This window comes from Treponema denticola (assembly GCF_024400535.1).
GTDB classification, from domain to species: domain Bacteria; phylum Spirochaetota; class Spirochaetia; order Treponematales; family Treponemataceae; genus Treponema_B; species Treponema_B denticola_C.
The window spans coordinates 2,036,187-2,051,788 of sequence record NZ_CP038800.1 but is presented as its reverse complement, the minus strand read 5'-3'; the positions used below and the strand labels follow the sequence as shown (position 1 = coordinate 2,051,788).

At 35.6% G+C, this 15,602-nt stretch carries 12 protein-coding genes; 7 read left to right on the top strand and 5 right to left on the bottom strand.

Annotated features, from left to right (window positions below):
* The first annotated feature begins 64 nt into the window (after nt 1-64).
* The gene (locus E4N78_RS09700; protein ID WP_255810355.1) at nt 65-997 is read left to right on the top strand and encodes a TraB/GumN family protein; all 933 of its coding nucleotides are present in this window, start codon (nt 65-67) and stop codon (nt 995-997) included.
* Complete coding sequence (locus E4N78_RS09695) at nt 994-1,407, top strand: hypothetical protein (protein ID WP_255810354.1); 414 nt, start codon at nt 994-996, stop codon at nt 1,405-1,407. The genes E4N78_RS09700 and E4N78_RS09695 overlap by 4 nt, the downstream gene beginning before the upstream one ends.
* On the opposite strand, the gene E4N78_RS09690 is transcribed toward E4N78_RS09695, so the two are convergent.
* The gene (locus tag E4N78_RS09690; protein ID WP_255810353.1) at nt 1,404-1,877 is read right to left on the bottom strand and encodes a C40 family peptidase; all 474 of its coding nucleotides are present in this window, start codon (nt 1,875-1,877) and stop codon (nt 1,404-1,406) included. The genes E4N78_RS09695 and E4N78_RS09690 overlap by 4 nt on opposite strands.
* 79 nt (nt 1,878-1,956) lie before the next feature.
* Between E4N78_RS09690 and E4N78_RS09685 the strand changes: the two genes are divergently transcribed.
* A complete protein-coding gene (locus tag E4N78_RS09685; RefSeq protein WP_255810352.1) occupies nt 1,957-3,684 on the top strand; it encodes an AMP-dependent synthetase/ligase in 1,728 nt (575 codons plus the stop codon).
* A gap of 124 nt (nt 3,685-3,808) precedes the next feature.
* The gene (locus E4N78_RS09680; protein WP_255810351.1) at nt 3,809-4,603 is read left to right on the top strand and encodes a GTP 3',8-cyclase MoaA family protein; all 795 of its coding nucleotides are present in this window, start codon (nt 3,809-3,811) and stop codon (nt 4,601-4,603) included.
* Here the strand turns inward: E4N78_RS09680 and E4N78_RS09675 are convergent.
* From E4N78_RS09675 to fusA, 4 genes are all read right to left on the bottom strand, one after another.
* Nucleotides 4,594-6,189, bottom strand: coding sequence for a uracil phosphoribosyltransferase (locus E4N78_RS09675; protein WP_255810350.1), 1,596 nt, complete (start codon nt 6,187-6,189; stop codon nt 4,594-4,596). The two genes, E4N78_RS09680 and E4N78_RS09675, sit on opposite strands and share 10 nt — an antisense overlap.
* Before the next feature lie 41 nt (nt 6,190-6,230).
* Nucleotides 6,231-6,671: an ankyrin repeat domain-containing protein gene (locus E4N78_RS09670; protein WP_255810349.1), complete on the bottom strand. Its 441-nt coding sequence runs from the start codon at nt 6,669-6,671 to the stop codon at nt 6,231-6,233.
* Nucleotides 6,672-6,813: 142 nt separating this feature from the next.
* Nucleotides 6,814-7,221 (bottom strand): PIN domain-containing protein, encoded by a 408-nt coding sequence (locus E4N78_RS09665; RefSeq protein ID WP_255810348.1) that lies wholly within the window; start codon nt 7,219-7,221, stop codon nt 6,814-6,816.
* Nucleotides 7,222-7,298: 77 nt separating this feature from the next.
* Nucleotides 7,299-9,377: an elongation factor G gene (fusA, locus tag E4N78_RS09660; RefSeq protein ID WP_255810347.1), complete on the bottom strand. Its 2,079-nt coding sequence runs from the start codon at nt 9,375-9,377 to the stop codon at nt 7,299-7,301.
* Between the two features lie 262 nt (nt 9,378-9,639).
* Here fusA and E4N78_RS09655 point away from each other — a divergent pair, with 262 nt between their 5' ends.
* The 3 genes from E4N78_RS09655 to E4N78_RS09645 are packed head-to-tail and all read left to right on the top strand — an operon-like array spanning nt 9,640 to nt 15,491.
* A complete protein-coding gene (locus tag E4N78_RS09655; protein ID WP_255810346.1) occupies nt 9,640-11,535 on the top strand; it encodes an adenylate/guanylate cyclase domain-containing protein in 1,896 nt (631 codons plus the stop codon).
* On the top strand, nt 11,501-14,275 hold the full coding sequence (locus tag E4N78_RS09650) for a FecR family protein (protein WP_255810345.1): 2,775 nt from the start codon (nt 11,501-11,503) through the stop codon (nt 14,273-14,275). The genes E4N78_RS09655 and E4N78_RS09650 overlap by 35 nt, the downstream gene beginning before the upstream one ends.
* Nucleotides 14,265-15,491, top strand: a complete 1,227-nt coding sequence (locus E4N78_RS09645) for a fibronectin type III domain-containing protein (protein WP_255810344.1) — start codon at nt 14,265-14,267, stop codon at nt 15,489-15,491. Before E4N78_RS09650 ends, E4N78_RS09645 begins: the two co-directional genes overlap by 11 nt.
* Nucleotides 15,492-15,602: the final 111 nt, after the last annotated feature.

Below are 15,602 nucleotides of genomic sequence, written 5' to 3'. Positions count from 1 at the left end.
TTTTTTATATACTGTAAATCATGAAATAATCGTTATAAAATAATCTAATTAAATTGGAGAATATATGAAAAACCTTAAAAAAATCTTGACAGCCGCTTTGGCTTTTTTGCTTATTTTTCCTTTTTTAGTCTCTTGTAAAACAAAGGATTCAAATTCGCAGGCTGACGGCGAATCGAAAGCCGTTTTAATAAAACATACTGAAAGGATGTTTTGGGAAGTAAAAAAAGGAGATACTTCAATCTATGTTTTGGGTACAATCCATGTTGCAGACAAGGATTTTTATCCATTGGAAGATAAGATACTGGAAGCCTTCGATAAGGCCGATAGACGGGTCAGTGAATTGGGCGGCAAAAAAGAAATGGAAACCTTGCAGGAAAAATTACAAATTAGGATGCTCCAAAATTTTAATATTAGTCCCGAAAAAGATTTATCTAATTTTTTGTCCGAAGATGAAATAAACGTTGTTATACAAGAATTGGGAACCGTTGCTGCTCCTCTATTTAAATTTAATCCATGGATTCTTGCACTTGCTTTAAATCAAGTAGTGTATACAAAGGCCGGATTAGATCCCCAAAACGGTATAGATATGCATCTTTTAAACCGTGCCGATAAAAAAGAAATTGAAGCCCTTGAAAGTATTGACGAACAGCTGGACATCTTATCTTCAGGATCTTTTGAAGAACAGTTAAAGGTTCTTAAAGAAACTATCGACGAACTACAAAATACTGATAAAACCATTGACTCGCTTACAAAGCTAAAAAAACTTTATTTGGAAAACAATAGCGAGGAATTAAAAGATTTTATAGGTTCTCTTTTAGATATAAGTGACGGTATATCTCAAGATGCTCTTTTAAAAGATAGAAATATTGTTTGGGCTGACAAATTTGAAGAATATCTTAATAAAGGCGGAACAACATTTGTGTTTGCAGGTCTTGCTCACTTTTTAGGAGAGGACAGCGTATTTGAGTTGATGAGAACAAAAGGAATTTTGGAATGAAAAAAGGACTTATCTTCGTGTGTTTTATGCTTTGCGTTTTCTCATGCAAGACAAAGCAAATTCAGTCTAAAATTGAAGGAGCTTATATCCAGCTTACCGACAAGGCTCAAATCTCTTTTAAGGACCTTCCATGTACGGTTTTTTTTTCGGACGGCACTCAAGAAAAATATCTTACAAATGAAGACGGTAAGATTGTGGTTCAAGTTATTGAGGGCCGTGTAATAACCAAGGTTGTCTATGATTTTTCGGAATATAGGCGGCCTAAGGGAAAGCTTTTGGCAAAGGAAGAGTTTTCAATAATAAAAAAATTTAAAACAAAACCTAAATCTCTGATACAAGCCTTTAATATAAATATTGAGCCGCGTAAAGGAATGCAGCTTATAATAATCTTGGATGTTTTTGATATCTAAAAAATATCTTCAGGATCCAAAATGCGGCCTGCAAAACGGTATGTGTTTTTCCAATATTTTTCATCAAGGGAAGAAATTATTACGCCGGTATGTTTACCCTGCGAAGCGGAATGGATGAATTCTCCATTACCTATGTAAATTCCTACATGTGATACCTTGTTTCCCACAGTATAGAAAAATAAAAGATCGCCGGGTTGAACTTCTTTGTCTGAAATCCGTTTAGCAAAGTCTGCAAGCCCCTTTGTGCTTCTGGGAACGGTAATTTCAAGACCGTCAAGAGCTGCCCTATATACAAAACCTGAACAATCCATTCCGGCCTTAGTAGTACCTGCATATTTATATGGAGTCTTTAGGTATTTATATGCAGCATTTACAAAATCGAGCCTAGGCGATTCGGGCGGTTGAGCTCCAAATATCATGCATCCGTTTAAAAAAAAGCTAAAGATAATAAAAATAAATATTTTTTTCATAAATTATGCAACCTCTTACCTTTTATCGGGTCTAACTATAAGAGAATTTAGCTAAATTTATTTATAAAAGGAAGATCTTATGGCAAATCTTAATAAAAAGCCCTGGGCATTTTTAGATGAATGGAGAGGATCAAAGTTTAAAGGCGAATGGCCGACCCTCCCCGAAATGTTTGAAATTACTGCGGAACGGTACCCTGACAGGAATTGTTTTACGGTCTTTGAACCGGATCGTATTACCCTTTCTTATGCTGAAAGTTTGAAGGCAATCAAAGACTTAGCCTGCTGGATGACGGAAAACGGTGTTACGAAGGGAACTCATGTTGCCGTTTCTGGAAAAAACTCCCCCGAATGGGCTGTTGTATATTTGGCAACCCTTTTTGCAGGGGGAATAATAATTCCGATAGACTACGGTCTTCATAATGAGGAAATTGAAGTTCTTTTAAAAACGGCAAAGCCTAAACTGTTCTTTTTAGATGAGGAAAAGTTTCCAGTTTTTGCAGAAAAAGCAAAAAACGAGAGTTATATAGGTTCTCTTTATTCTTTAAGTAAAAAACATCCTGAAATTTATGTTTATAATCTAAAGCCTTCCGGAAATCCTGAGCTTGCAAAGGCCCAAGAAAACGATACGGCTGCAATTCTTTTTACCTCAGGTACAACTGGAAACCCCAAAGGCGTTGTTTTAACACATAAAAACTTCGTTTCGGACTGCTATATAGCCCAGTCCAACCTTAACATTTACCATACAGACGTATTCTATGCTCTTTTACCGCTTCATCACTCTTATACGATGCTTGCAGTATTTATCGAAGCCCTCTCGGTCGGTGCAGAGCTGGTATTCGGTAAGACTCTTGCCGTATCAAAAATGCTTGCCGAGCTTAAAGCCGGAAAAATCACGATGCTTTTGGGCGTTCCGCTCTTGTTCAATAAACTCCTTGCAGGTATTTTTAGGGGCATTAGGGCAAAGGGTATTGTAGTTTTCGGTATTATCAAGGCATTAATGGGCTTTTCATATTTTGTTAAGAAAGTCTTTAAGGCTAATATCGGTAGTAAGCTCTTTCACGGTATTTTGGATAAGGCCAGTTTAGGAAATGTCCGTATCGCTATATGCGGAGGCGGCCCCCTTGCGCCCAACGTATGCAGGGCTTATAACGAATTCGGTATCGACTTTGTTCAAGGTTACGGTTTGACGGAAACCTCTCCCATTATTGCTCTTAATCCGAAAGAACACTTTAAAATCGCCAGTGTCGGACAGTACTTTATTTCTTATATGGAAATGAAGATTCTCGATCCTGATGAAAAGGGAATAGGGGAGGTTGCCGTAAAGGGGCCGATGGTTATGCAGGGCTATTACAATATGCCCGAAGAAACAGCCGAAGTTCTTTCACCCGACGGCTGGTTAAAGACAGGAGACCTAGGCTGGCTTGACGATGAGGGTTATCTCTACCTTTGCGGAAGGGCTAAAAACCTCATAGTTACTGCCGGAGGAAAAAACGTCTTCCCCGAAGAAATCGAAAATATGTTCCAGCTTTATTATAACGAGATTGAACAGATTACCGCTGCAGGCTATCAGGCTGAGGAGGGGGAGGAAGTTGAAGCCCTTGTTTATCCCGCCGATGACCTTTATAAAAAGCTCAATATGACGCGCGGCACAAGCGAAGGCGATGCAGCTGTTCAAAAAGAAATCGATGCCATTATCGAAACCGTAAATAAAAAACTTTTACCTTATCAGCGGATTACAAAGACAACCTATCTATCCGAACCGCTTGAAATGACCACTACCAAAAAAGTAAAGCGTTTTAAGAAGTAGGTATTGGTAAAAACTTCTTGGATTAAGTTTTTAAGACATAAAAAATTCCCCGAAAAGCTCGGGGAATTTTTTATTATATCTTAAATCTCTTGTTATTTTTCTTTTCTTTTTGTATATTGAACAAATGTCATATTCTTATACTATTCGGGAACTGGAATTATCTATAAATTCGGTATGTAATTTGCGTTGTAGAGAGTGCGGTTTCTTTACTCCCAATCAACCTAAGGCTTCTATGACAGATGATATCATCGGAGAACATCTAAATAGTTTAAAAATTCTTGAAAAGGAAAAAATTGAAATTCTTAGTCTTGCAATTCTTGGAGGAGAGCCTACTCTTACATCTTTGCATTTGGAAAAAGCGGCTTGTACATTTTCAAAACTAGGAAATATTAAAAATATAGAAGTTGTCTCTAATGGATTATATCCTCAAGGGCTTACACTAAATACTTTAAAATCAATAAATAAGCTTTCGATAAGTGTATATATAAAGGATGAAGTCTTTATCTATGCATGGAAAAATTTTGTAATAAAAAATGCTCCTGATGTGAAGCTTGAATTCAGAATAGAAAAGCTTTGGGATAAAACTACGGGAAATTATTTTGTTCCAAAAGATAGAGCCCAAACATTCTACAAAGAATGTTGGTATAAAATGCATTGTGCAACATTAGAACGTTCCCGATTATTTATTTGTTCCCGTGCTGCAAAGCTGCAAAATGATTTTGACGGATTATTATTAACCGATAATACAAAATCCTCGGATATTATAAATTATTTAACAAGAGATGAATGTTTATCATCATGTCAAACTTGTGTTCCATCTATGAAATTAGGAAAAGTACAAGGAGGTCATCAGCCTAATACTATTTCAATTCAGGCTATGATGAATACTGCTATAGATTATCTAAATAGTTACAGCTGATTAAATAGTCTATCTGAAGTATCCGGTCCTATATTACCGGATTGGACTTTTACTTTTCTGCCTGTATATTTATTTTCGGATATTCTAACGGCAATAAGTTTATATGCCTTAAAAAGAGATACTGCTTCTTTATTAATAACATTTGTCAAAATAATTATCCTTTTAACTTTTGAGTTATGTTCTATCTTCTTTATAATATCGATTATTGTTTTTCCGTTATTTATTACTCCATCGACTAAGATAATATTATCTGTCTCTATTTTAGGCATATCATGGGAAGAATTATATGATTCAAATTTTGCATTAAACGACATATACAAGCCGTCTGCAAGAAATCTTCCGCTTCTTTCTATGCTTAGAATTGTTGTTTCTTCAGGTTTATATTTTTGTAAATATCTACATAATTTTTTTCCCAGTTGAAAATGAGCTTCTGCTAAACGATTTCCGATAATTCCTGAGTCGGATTTTGTAATTTTGATTAACGAATTTATTTCATCAATCTCATCGCTGTTTATAGATTTATCCTGATCTAAAATATGTAAATTATTTTGTAAGTTAATAATATTCAAATTTTCAATTTCCGAATATGATAGGCTTCTGCTCAAGTGCTCATTTATAATTAAAAAACCTTTATCGGCTTCTTTAAGCATATATAGATCATTTTTACTGTCTCCATAGGCTGTTACATTATATTTTTTCTTTAGGAATTTTACAACAAAATATTTTGTGTCAGCCGATATGTATTTACCGGCAAATGTTTTTACTCCTAATTCCTTTCCCAAATTGTCTTCCCATATTTCAGGTATACCTGACGATAAAATAATACTTTTGTTTTCTATACATTGTTCCTTTAAACTTGTATATTCTATTTTTTTTGTATTTTGTAAATCTGCCGATTGTAAGAAGGGTTTTATATATTTATCTTGAAGCCAAAATTGATAACCGGTATATATATTATTATCAAAAATATTTGTGGTAAAGTTTAGTAAATATTTTGATGAATCATATGGTATAAGTGTTTTGTCTCCGTCAAATATATTTATTGAATCCGATACTATGTTTATTGATTCGAAAATTGTTCTTGCAAAATTAACATTGCTATATCCGTTGAGAACATCTTTTAAAAAAGGAGTAAAGTTTTTATAATTTGTTTCATAATCATCAATAACATAGAAATCCTTATCTGCTCTATGACATATTTCACGAAGTGAATTTATTTCTTCAAGCTGCCATTCTATAATTGTACTGATATTTTGGGGAATATATTTTTGATTTTTTCCGGATTCTTTCATTCTTTCGTAGATAAGTTCAGGTTTTTGATATAAGTACATAAAAACATCAAATACTTTATCTTCAAAAGTAAAAACCGTTTCTTTACCTTTTTCGGTTATAAATTGATAATGTCCGTCAATAAGAAATTCGGTTTCTTGACTTAATTGATTTAAAAGAGTTCTGCGCTTTTCGAAAATATCCCCTTGTATGTTTTGCAATAATTTGTATCCGCTTATAGTTTTGATAAAACCGGAGGCTGTTTCCAATAATGTTGATTTTCCGGCACATGGTAAACCGTACAAAGCAATTTTCATATTAATACTCCAATTTGATTATTTTATTGATGATAATTTTTCTAAATATTAGTATGTGTTAACCACCAATCAGCACAATGATTATTTCTATCTCTAATATATTTATCCGTTCTGGGTAATGATAGGAGATAGTTATATAGATCATAGTTTTTCTTTATTGCACATTTAAATAGAGGTGTAAAACCGTTACTATCTTGTTGGTTTAAACCAATATCGTGGTATTCACATAGCCTCTTTACAAATTTTGTTCTATTATGCCAACAAGCAATCATTAAAGGTGTATTACCTTCATTTCTACATTTAATATAATTTTTTTGTGTTTCTTTTACACTTCCTTTATTGTAGTCTGCGTTATTGTCTAATAACCGGCAAAATGATTTAAAATCATTAACTTGAATACAGTGGCTTAACGGTGTTAAAAAGTATTTATAATTATCCGTTTTATTAACATTTGCCTTACATTTTTTTATCAGAAATTCCAATTTTTTATATTTTAATATATTTTTACTTCTTATGCAGCTGATAAGTAAGGTATATCCTCCGGATAAATAGTCATCGATATTTTCGATAGCAGGATAATTGTTCCAATCTTCTAAAAATAAAGAATCTATTTTTTCGATTTCGTTATAATCGTTTTTTTTTGATGCATTGATAACCGATATAATCTCTTAATAATAGAGAATTTTCATATTTTAAAGAAAAACCAATATCATCATGAAGTATGTAAACATTATGCCTTTGTTCTTTTGAATATTTTTTTGCAAATAAGATGATTTTTTCATCATTGATACCTGTAAAGTTACGGTCATTATGAATATATATTTTGTCTTTTAAATTTTCAATGCGCTGCATAGCAAGCCATGCCTCATTATTTTTTTTCTTATCTTTTTGATAATTTAGCTCATCAATTATTGTTTGTGTTATTATTACACATGAAAAGTCAGACAACAAATTATCTATAATGTTTATATTTTTTAACAGGGCAGAAGTATCGGGAATCACTGCTGAATTTTTGTAGTCATTAATAATCATTTTACAGCTCATAGGGAGATACTATAGGAACCTCATAAAATTTTATTTTTAGAAGGTTCCTATAGCTTTTTACGTATCTATTCTTCTTGTTCTTCCATGAAGGCCTTGGCTTCGGCTATTATCTCATCGGCAATCTTACCTGAAATCGGATCATAGTGGTCGAAGGACATTTCAAAAGAACCCGTACCGCTTGTCATCGAGCGGAGGTCTATTGCATAGCGTAAAAGCTCCTTGTGGGGAACCTGTGCCCTGATTTCTTCAATGCCGCTGGCGGGAGAGGACTGGCCTAGGATTCTACCTCGGCGTGAAGAAAGGTCGCTCATTATATCTCCGAGATATGAGGTTTCGACAAAGACGGTCAGGTTCATAATGGGCTCAAGAAGGATCGGGCCTGCATTTCTCATTGCATCCTTAAAGGCATTTCGGGCTGCAATCTTAAAGGCCATTTCCGATGAGTCTACGGGGTGCTCTTTTCCGTCGAGAACGGTTACGGCAACATCTACTACGGGATAGCCTGCAGAAACGCCCTTTTCCATAGCCTCAATAACGCCCTTTTCAACACCGGGTATGTAGCCCTTTGAGATAGCTCCTCCGAAAACCGCATTGGTAAACTTATATTTTTCGCCTCTGGGGAGGGGCTCGATTGCCAAAACAACCCTGCCGAATTGTCCGTGGCCGCCCGACTGCTTTTTATGCGTGTATTCGGCTTGGGATTTACGCTGAATTGTTTCTCTATAGGCAATTCGGGGAATGGATGTTTGAATTTCTATCTTGGACTGATTTTTAACCTTATCCAAAACTATGCTTGTATGTAAATCGCCCATGCCCGATAGAACATTTTGTTTGGTCTCGGAGTTGAAGGCAAAGGAGAGGGTCATGTCTTCTTCGCATGCCTTAAAAAGCTGCTCGCTGACCTTATCGTCATTCTTTTTGTCGATTGCCGAAACCGCCAACGAATAGATGGGCTCGGGAGTTCTAAGCCTTACAAATGGTATTACATCGGCTGAGGCCGCTAAGGTATCGTTCGTCTTTGTGCTTGAAAGTTTTACCAAAACGCCTATATCGCCTGCTTGAAGCTCTTTTACTTCCGTAAGCTTTTTACCCAAGGTTTTATAGATTTTACCGACCCTTTCCTTTTTTTCTTCTCTAAGATTGTAGACCTCGGAATCGGCTGAGAGAGTTCCCGTAATAACCTTTACATAGGAAAGTCTGCCTGAGAATTGGTCATTGGAGGTTTTTACTACAATGGCCGAAAGAGGGGCTGAAGGGTCCAGTTTAACGGAGATTTCTTCCCCTTCTTTGGTGATTCCTCTTTCCAGGGCACCCTCAGGGGACGGCAGGATTTCGCTTATAAAGCGTAAAAGAGAATTAAGGCCCGAATTATTTATTGCCGAACCTGCAAAAAGCGGAACAATTCTATTGTCTGCCATTGCAAGGGTAAGGCCTCGGCTTATTTCTTCAGGAGAAAGTTCTCCTTCATCTATAAATTTTACAAGTAATTCTTCATCGCCTTCGGCGGCAGCTCCTGCAAGAACTTCCAGAGCGTCCTTGTATTTATCCTGATATTCGGCAGGGATTTCCGTTTCTACTTCTTTTCCGCCTTCTATTTTATAGGCCTTGCCGTGAAGAACGTCTACAACGCCCTTAAAATTATCTCCCGTTCCCATGGGAAAGCTTACAGGGAAGACATCTACCTGAAACTGCTTTTTAACGTCGGCTATACAGTTATCGAAGTCGGCTCTGGCTTCGTCCATCTTGTTTGCAAAAACCAAGCGTGGCTTGTTTCTTCTGTCAAGGTCGCGCCAGTACTTGATTGTTTCGATTTGTACGCCCGATCTTCCGTCCAAAACTATGAGGGCTGCTTCGGATGAGCGGAAAGCAGCTATTACCTCACCGATAAAATCAGAAGCTCCGGGAGTATCCCAAATATTTATGAGCTTATCATCTTTTTGTAAATTGACTAAGGTCGAGTAAATAGATATTTTTCGATCGATTTCTTCCTGACTGTAGTCCGTCACGGTTTTTCCCGACTCTACCGATTCTGCCTTAGCGATAAGGCCAGAAACATAGAGCAAGTGTTCCACAAGACTGGTTTTTCCCGATTGTCCGTGTCCGGCAACGGCGATGGTTCTGATTTTATCCGTTGTAAATCCCATAAAAACTCCTTTTTATATAAAGCATAAAAGCTTAAATTTAATCACAGAATAAGGATACACTATATTTTCAAAAATTGCAAGGTTAATAATAAATTATAAATGGTATTTTTTTGCAGAACCTCTTACAATTTATAAGGTTTAATTAGATTCTGCATAAATATAAAATAGTAGTCCTTGAAATTATAAAATATTTGTAGTATACTTAGGGTACTTAAACTAGAAAACGAGGGATGTATTTTAAATCGTCTGCATGGAGAGACATATGTTAGAAAAAGAAATTGATGAAAAAGTAAAGTTTTCTATAGGCGCAAAATTAATTACCATTATTTCCATATTAGTTCTTTTTTCTTTGGGAATTATTATCGCTCTTGTAACATGGTTTGGAAAAGAAGATGTCCAAGCTATGGCTGAGGAAACTAATAGGACTGTAAATATTCAGGCGGGCGCTGCTGCCGAAAAAGAACTGAATTCATTGAAAGCAAATGCATTTTTACTTTTAGATATGTTAAATTCCTATGAAACTTCATCTCCGCTTGCAGCTCAAGCTGCAGAATTTTACTTTGAAAGAAACCCGTCTGTGGCTGCCGTTTTGGTTACGGATTCCAGAATAAGCAATAAACTTTCGCGAAAGCTTATCAGTCCGAACTTTTTTCTTGCCAATGAAATAGATCCGGCTGTACTTGACAAGTGTATGCTGAATGAAATGGGAAAAGCTGAAGAAGCGGAAAAAGGGGTAATGCAGGTTATCAATGCATCCCCTTATTTCGATCAGCCTATGCTGATTCTTTTTTATCCGTATAGAGAAAAGGGCCTTGATCAGGCCTTGGTTGTCTTTTTTTCTGCCGAAAAACTATCCGATAGTTTGGGAGCAGGAAAACTTCAAACAACATTTCTTGTAAACAGTTTAGGTGATATTCTTATTCATCCTGATTTTGATTTGGTAAAAACCGGAGCTAATGTAAGCAGCTTTGTGCTTTTTACCGAGATGCGTGAAAGAGGCGATACTAACCGTCAGATGCTTTTTGAAGATAAGGATGGAAATAGATATTTCGGTGCTTATCAAAGGCTCGGTTTAGCAGATCTTGCCGTTCTTACAACAGCTGAAGCTGAAAAAGTTTTAGAGCCGGTTTATAAGACAACTTTTAGAAACATCTTATTGATGATAGCTGTTTTAGCTATTTCGGTTATTTTTGTATGGTTTTTTTCAAAATCTATAAGTAATCCTGTAAAAACATTGGCTTCTGCTGCAGGCGAAATTGAGCAGGGAAATTATGAGCCGGAACTTAAACCCACGACAAGTGATGAAATAGGCCTTTTAACTAAAAGCTTTGTGCGCATGGCTAAGGGTTTGGCGGAAAGGGAAAGACTTAAAGATTCTTTTGGACGTTTTATAAATAAAGAGATAGCAGAGCTTGCAATGAGAGGAGAGCTTGCTCTCGGAGGAGAAACAAAACAGACTACTATTTTCTTTTCGGATATAAGATCTTTTACATCTATCTCAGAAAAGCTTGAGCCTAATGAAGTTGTTGAATTTTTAAACGAGTATATGACACAGATGGTTGAATGTGTAAATGATACTCATGGAGTTGTTGATAAATTTATAGGGGATGCAGTTATGGCTGTTTGGGGAGCACCGACAAGTGCAGGCTCTCCTAAGGAAGATGCTCTAAACTGTATCCGTGCCGCTTTAAGGATGAGAGCTGCTCTTATTGTGTTTAATAAGGACAGGGGAGGAAATAAAAAACCGATTATCCGCATAGGCTGCGGTATAAATACGGGCCCGGTTGTTGCCGGTCAAATAGGTTCAAAAAAGAGGATGGAATATACGGTAATAGGGGATGCCGTAAATGTTGCTTCCAGAACGGAAGCCTTAAATAAACCCTTTGCTACGGATATTCTTATAACCGAAAATACATATAATCTTGTAAAAGATGAGGTATCGGTTGAAGAGATGCCTCCTGTTATGGTTAAAGGAAAGGAAACACCTTTGAGAATGTTTGCAGTTATCAATATGCCGAAAGAAACAAACATTCCGGGCGCGGGAGAGAAGGGGCCTTTAAGTTTAGCTCAAGTCAGAGAAATTTTGGGAATTGCTGCTCCAAATTTGGAAGAGGTGAACGTAAATGAAGATGAAAAAAAATACAAGATTCAATCTTAAGCCGGATCTGGTTTTTGATTTTATTGTGATTGCCGTCTCTCTTCTTATATTTTTTACCGATATTTATATCCTTATAAGAGAGCTTAATAAAACATTTGAGGGTTCAGGAGAACCTATTGCGATAGTAAATTATAAATATAAAACCCTTCAAAGAAAGTTTTTAAACCGGGCCGTATGGGACAGGCCATTGCAAAATTCTTTTTTATATAATGGGGATACTATCCGTACAGCCCAGTATGCTGAAGCCGAAATTAGATTTTTAAATGATGATGAAGCCGGCAAGATTGATGTAGGTTCAAATACTATGCTGCAAATTTTTCTTAAGGCAGGCACGAGTGAGTTAAACCTAAACACCGGTTCTGTTTCATCAACAAGTTCAAACGAGAATTTAGTTTTAAAATCAGATAATACGGAAATAAAACCCGGTAAGGATTCTGTTCTGCATATTGCAAAATCGGGTGACAATGTATTACAGGTTGCAGTTGAAAAAGGCAATGCTTCATTAAAAAAGGAGGATGCAGCGGAAAATATCCTAGAGACATTAAATGAAGGTGAGGTTTTAAAAGATAAAGATACTTTAAAACTTGTAATGATAAGTCCTGCAAATAATGCAAGGATTTTAAATCAAAGCAGTGACAAAGACGGCTTTCCTGTAAAATTTAAATGGGAAAGTTTTTTTGAACAAGATGAGAGTCTTATTTTTGAGACTGCTTCAACGGCAAATTTCGATACTAATCTAACCGCTTATGATGTTTCCGGCTTGGACAGCCTTGAGCTTAAAGCACAAAACGGTTTTGTTTATTGGAGACTCTATCCTCAGAAGGAAGGTGCTGAATCTTATGCAATGATTTCAGGAAAGATAAATGTCTTACCTGCTCCTCCTCCGCAAATTTTATTGCCGAAACTGGAAGAAGAGTTTACATATAATTTAACTCTGCCGTCAATAAGATTTTTGTGGGAAGGAAATAAATTTTCTTCTTCATATTTCCTTGAAATAGCCGACAACAGAGAAATGCTCAATCCCGTTTTTACAAAAACTATAGAAGCTGAGTCGGTAAATCTGTCTGTATTATCTGAAGGTTCTTGGTATTGGAGAGTAAAACCTAAATACGGTTCATCCTTAAATGCAGAGTCTTCAAAAGTATCTGTCTTCCATATCAAAAAAACTACGGATTCAGAAAAACCCGTTTTAAAATTAGATAAAGATGTATTTGATACGGCAATGGGCGTACCTCTTAAGTTTTCATGGAAGCCTGCTTCGGATGCGGAAAAATATAAGGTCTCTGTTTCATCCAATAAGGATATGACACAACCTATTATTAGTAAAGTTGTAAATACAAGTTATATAGAATTGACTGACGCATCGGCACAGCTTGCTAAGGGCGAATACTATATACAAATTTCAAGTCTTGATAAAAATAATGAAATTATAAGCTCAAGTGATGTAAAAAGTTTTAAGACTCTTGATGATAGGGTGATTATTAAATCCGTTTTTCCTCCTGAAAATTATAATTTAGCTCAAAGTCTATCGGCAGAAGCCCGCTTTACATGGAAGACCAATATAGATAAAGAAATGCAGTTTCAAGTTTCAAAATCTAAAGATTTTAAAACCTTTATAATAAATAAAACGGTTCACGGGCTTGGAATTGAAGGCATTTCACTTCCTGAGGGCGAGTGTTATTGGCGTCTTGTTATGGAAGAAAATGATACGGTATTCTATTCCGATATAAAAAAATTAAATATTCTTCCGCCTCTCGATAAGCCGGAGCTTATCGATAAAAAGAATAATGTGGTTATTTTACCTGATCGTAAAATTAAATTTGCATGGATTCCTGTTAAAGGAGCTGATTACTACCAAATTAAGATATCCAATGCCGATTCCGATAGTTTGCCGATATACGAAAATTTATTTGCACGTCAAACCGATGTTGAAATAGATATGAGGAGCTTGAATAACGGTTTATATGTATTGACTGTTCAAGCCTTATCATCACCAACTATTGAAGCAAGCCGAAGATATGGTTTAACCCAAAGGCATTATTTTGAGGCAAAACATTTAAAGCCGATTGATCTTTTAGATCCTAAGAACGGTACTAAAATAAGCGGCCTTGATGCAGCCCTTAATCCTTTGACCGCTAGATGGCAGGCGGATCAAATTCCTATTGAGCCCGAATTTCTTTTGTTTAAAGAAGGTCTTAGAGAGCCTATTTTAAATATAAAGAATGCAGATTATAATGTAAAACTGCCTCCTTTAGGTGCAGGGACTTATCGCTGGAAAGTTAATTCCTTTACTGAAGGCGGTTTTGACATTTCCGCACGTGCTTATGCTTATTTTACCGTTTTACCTATTCCTCCTCTTCCTAAAGCAAAGTTTGTTTTTCCTGAAAATAAACATGTTTTAGATATGAATTATTTTAAAGCTAATAGGACAATCCGTTTTAAGTGGAAAGCTGTTTCAACGGCTACAGATTATAAAATCAGGATATATGATACAAAAAACAATCTTGTTTTAAGTAAAGTATTAACCGGAGAAAATTATTCAGGTGAAGTTACATTTGAGCTTACAAACTTAAGTATTTTATATAGAGGGTCTTTTTTTATTGAAGTTATAGCAGAAAGAAGATTTGAAGGCAGCTCGGTTTTACAAAGCGGCCTTGCCTCAAGAGTTCAGTTTGATATCGCCTTACCTAAAACTAATGCTATTCAAACAGATGAAACCGGAGTTTTATATGGTAAATAAAAAAATCTTTATGTTTTTATTGCTTGTTTCGGCTTTGCCGCACATACAAGCTCAAAAAGCGCCTCAGGGTTCGGCTGAGTCTCCGTCATCGAATGATAGTATGAAACCGCTCGGCAATCCTGATGATGTAAAGAATAACTACTTTATATCGACTGAAGGAAAGAATAGTGTTTTTTATCAAACTCTTTCATGGGAAAAGATAGAAGATATCTTACATTATGAATTTGAGCTTGAAAAAAAAGATAAAAATAAAAACTGGCAGATTATAGATAGGAAAAAGTTAAAACAAAATTCAATAGAAGTATCTCTTTCTCACGGTAGTTATAGATATAGGGTCAAGGTTATAAACCTTTTAGGATTGATTGATACTGTAAGTGCTTATAGGTATTTTGATATTTTACTGGCCTATCAGCCTGAAACCTATTCGGTTTCACCTAAAACAATCAGCTTTGATGAAGATTATTCCGATATTATAAATGTTACAGGAAAATATTTTAGAGAGGGTACGAGATTTTCCCTTAAAAAAGCGGGGGCAAGCCCTATTTATGGAGAGGTAGTTGAACTCGGAAAGAACGGCACTGAAGCGCGGATAAAGTTTAATATGCTTGGAATGAGCCCTGGGAATTATACATTTATTGTTACCGACCCCAGCGGTTTAAAGGATTCAAAGGAAAATATAATTTTTAGGTTTCAAAAACCTTTGGATTTTTACTTGTCCGGAGGTTATGTTTTTACCGGTTTTGTAGGAAAAAGCGTTTTAAAAACTTATTTTAAGACTGATTTTTCCGCCTTAGGCGGGATTTTAAGAGCCGGTATTGTTCCCATAAAACGTATCTATGGGTTCTTCGGGGTTAGTATGACTTTATCGGGTATGCATCTTAATCATAAAGAAGATGAGTATAATCTTTCAGGCGGATTTATGAATATACAATTGAATGGTTTATACATGTATCCGATAATCAAACACAGATTAAATTTTGATTTTCATTTAGGTATGGGCGCCTTATTTTTGCTAAATACACAATTTAAATTTGATGAATTAAAGAGTCCCCTAATTTGGTATGGTGCCATAGACCTTAATTTGGGTACGGCTTTTCAAATATATGTTTATAAAAAACTATATATCGAATTGAATGTTGATCATATTTTTCCGTTCCGGAAGAATTTTCCTACATATATAATACAGCCGTCAATATCTTTGGGTTGGGAATTTTAAATATAAAAATATATTGCGCTGGATTTATTTTAGATTCAGCTCAATCCCCATAGACATAAAGAGAACCTCTTATTATAATGAGTAACGTTATACTTACAAAAATTTAGGAGA

Bases quoted from the DNA above. Each gene is read 5' to 3' on its own strand.
- E4N78_RS09700 (WP_255810355.1), top strand. From the start codon at position 65: ATGAAAAACCTTAAAAAAATCTTGACAGCCGCTTTGGCTTTTTTGCTT.
- E4N78_RS09665 (WP_255810348.1), bottom strand. From the start codon at position 7,221: ATGATTATTAATGACTACAAAAATTCAGCAGTGATTCCCGATACTTCT.
- E4N78_RS09675 (WP_255810350.1), bottom strand. From the start codon at position 6,189: ATGAAAATTGCTTTGTACGGTTTACCATGTGCCGGAAAATCAACATTA.
- E4N78_RS09650 (WP_255810345.1), top strand. From the start codon at position 11,501: ATGAAGATGAAAAAAAATACAAGATTCAATCTTAAGCCGGATCTGGTT.
- E4N78_RS09680 (WP_255810351.1), top strand. From the start codon at position 3,809: ATGTCATATTCTTATACTATTCGGGAACTGGAATTATCTATAAATTCG.
- E4N78_RS09655 (WP_255810346.1), top strand. From the start codon at position 9,640: ATGTTAGAAAAAGAAATTGATGAAAAAGTAAAGTTTTCTATAGGCGCA.
- E4N78_RS09690 (WP_255810353.1), bottom strand. From the start codon at position 1,877: ATGAAAAAAATATTTATTTTTATTATCTTTAGCTTTTTTTTAAACGGA.
- E4N78_RS09685 (WP_255810352.1), top strand. From the start codon at position 1,957: ATGGCAAATCTTAATAAAAAGCCCTGGGCATTTTTAGATGAATGGAGA.
- fusA (WP_255810347.1), bottom strand. From the start codon at position 9,377: ATGGGATTTACAACGGATAAAATCAGAACCATCGCCGTTGCCGGACAC.
- E4N78_RS09695 (WP_255810354.1), top strand. From the start codon at position 994: ATGAAAAAAGGACTTATCTTCGTGTGTTTTATGCTTTGCGTTTTCTCA.
- E4N78_RS09645 (WP_255810344.1), top strand. From the start codon at position 14,265: ATGGTAAATAAAAAAATCTTTATGTTTTTATTGCTTGTTTCGGCTTTG.